Here is a 1368-nt window from a genome sequence, read left to right as displayed (position 1 = left end):
AAAAATCTATGGTCACCCCCATTTTTGCAATACTGGTTAACGGGTGGTGTGGTTGGCTTGCTTAAATCTATCCGGCGTCTGTTTGGGGCAAGCCCCAGCGCCACGATGAGAGTCGCGCCTGACGATCCTTAAAAGCCCGTCGGCTTCAGCAGCCGATTTTTATATCAGGATCTTCGCCAGGCCGGTGTGCCGTTCACATCATCTGTTGTTCAGCTATCGCAAAACCTGAAGGGTGAATCGTGGTACTGCAACAACCGCAGGGTCAGGCGTTCAAGGCGTCTGGCCCTGCTTCATATTGAGTATTGTGGGCGGCTATCGCCCAAGCGATACGCGCCAGTTTGTTAGCCAGGGCACAGGCCACGACATTCGAGTGTCGCCGACTTAGCAATGAGCGCACCCAATCGGCCAAGGTTCCTTTTTGGTGCTCCAGATTCTGCATATAGACCCTGGAACACTGCACCAGCAGTTGTCGCAGGTGCTTGTCACCCCGCTTGCTAATCCCCAGCAGGTTGGCCTTGCCGCCTGTGCTGTACTGCCTTGGTACCAAGCCCACTGAGGCGGCAAAGTCACGACTGCATCGGTACTGCTTGCCATCGCCCATTTCCACAGCCAGCAGGCTGGCGGTGATCGGACCCACACATGGCAGGCTCAGCAAACGACTGCCCAGATCATCGTCGGCCAGTTGGCCCGCCAGCTCTTTGTCCAAGACCTTGATTTGCTCATCCAGGTAGGCAAAGTGGTCGTGCAGGCGTTGCAACAATACTGTCAGGCGCACGGGTAATTCATGCTCGGCCAAGACGTTCGCCAAACGCTTCATGATGGCCAACCCTTTGGGCAGGCTGATCCCAAACTCCAGCAAGAAACCGTGCATCTGATTAGCCGTTTTGGTGCGGTCATGCACCAGCGATTCGCGCATCCGATGTAGCACGGACAGGGTTTGCTGGGATTCGGTTTTAAGCGTTACGAAACGCATCGAGGGGCGCGAAGCTGCCTCACAAATGGCCTCGGCATCCACGAAATCGTTTTTATTGCCCTTGACGAAGGGGCGAACGAACTGCGGGGAAATCAGCTTGGCCGTGTGTCCCATTGCCGACAACTGACGAGCAACATAGTGCGACCCCGCGCAGGCTTCCATCACCACGACACAGCTCGGCGAGTTGCCGAAAAACTGCATCATCTGCCCCCGTGAGCATTTTTTGCGAAATACCTCACGGCCCGACTTATCCTGGCCGTGCAGGTGGAAAGTATGTTTGCCGAGATCGATACCGATCAGTGCTGACTCGCTCATGATGATGGCCTCCGAAAACAAAACACCCCGTGAAAGCGTAGCCCTCACAGGGTGTTGGGGGTGTCCATCTCATTAGCCCG

1 protein-coding gene is annotated in these 1368 nt (G+C 55.8%); it reads right to left on the bottom strand.

What is annotated here, in order from left to right:
* Positions 1-262 precede the first annotated feature (262 nt).
* The gene (locus tag M5B43_RS27145; RefSeq protein ID WP_248752945.1) at positions 263-1288 is read right to left on the bottom strand and encodes an IS110 family transposase; all 1026 of its coding nucleotides are present in this window, start codon (positions 1286-1288) and stop codon (positions 263-265) included.
* Positions 1289-1368 lie beyond the last annotated feature (80 nt).

Source organism: Pseudomonas sp. MWU15-20650, assembly GCF_023242475.1.
GTDB lineage: Bacteria > Pseudomonadota > Gammaproteobacteria > Pseudomonadales > Pseudomonadaceae > Aquipseudomonas.
Note: the sequence above shows the minus strand (reverse complement) of the source record. Positions and strands in the feature narration are given on the sequence as shown.

Bases quoted from the DNA above. Each gene is read 5' to 3' on its own strand.
- M5B43_RS27145 (WP_248752945.1), bottom strand. From the start codon at position 1,288: ATGAGCGAGTCAGCACTGATCGGTATCGATCTCGGCAAACATACTTTC.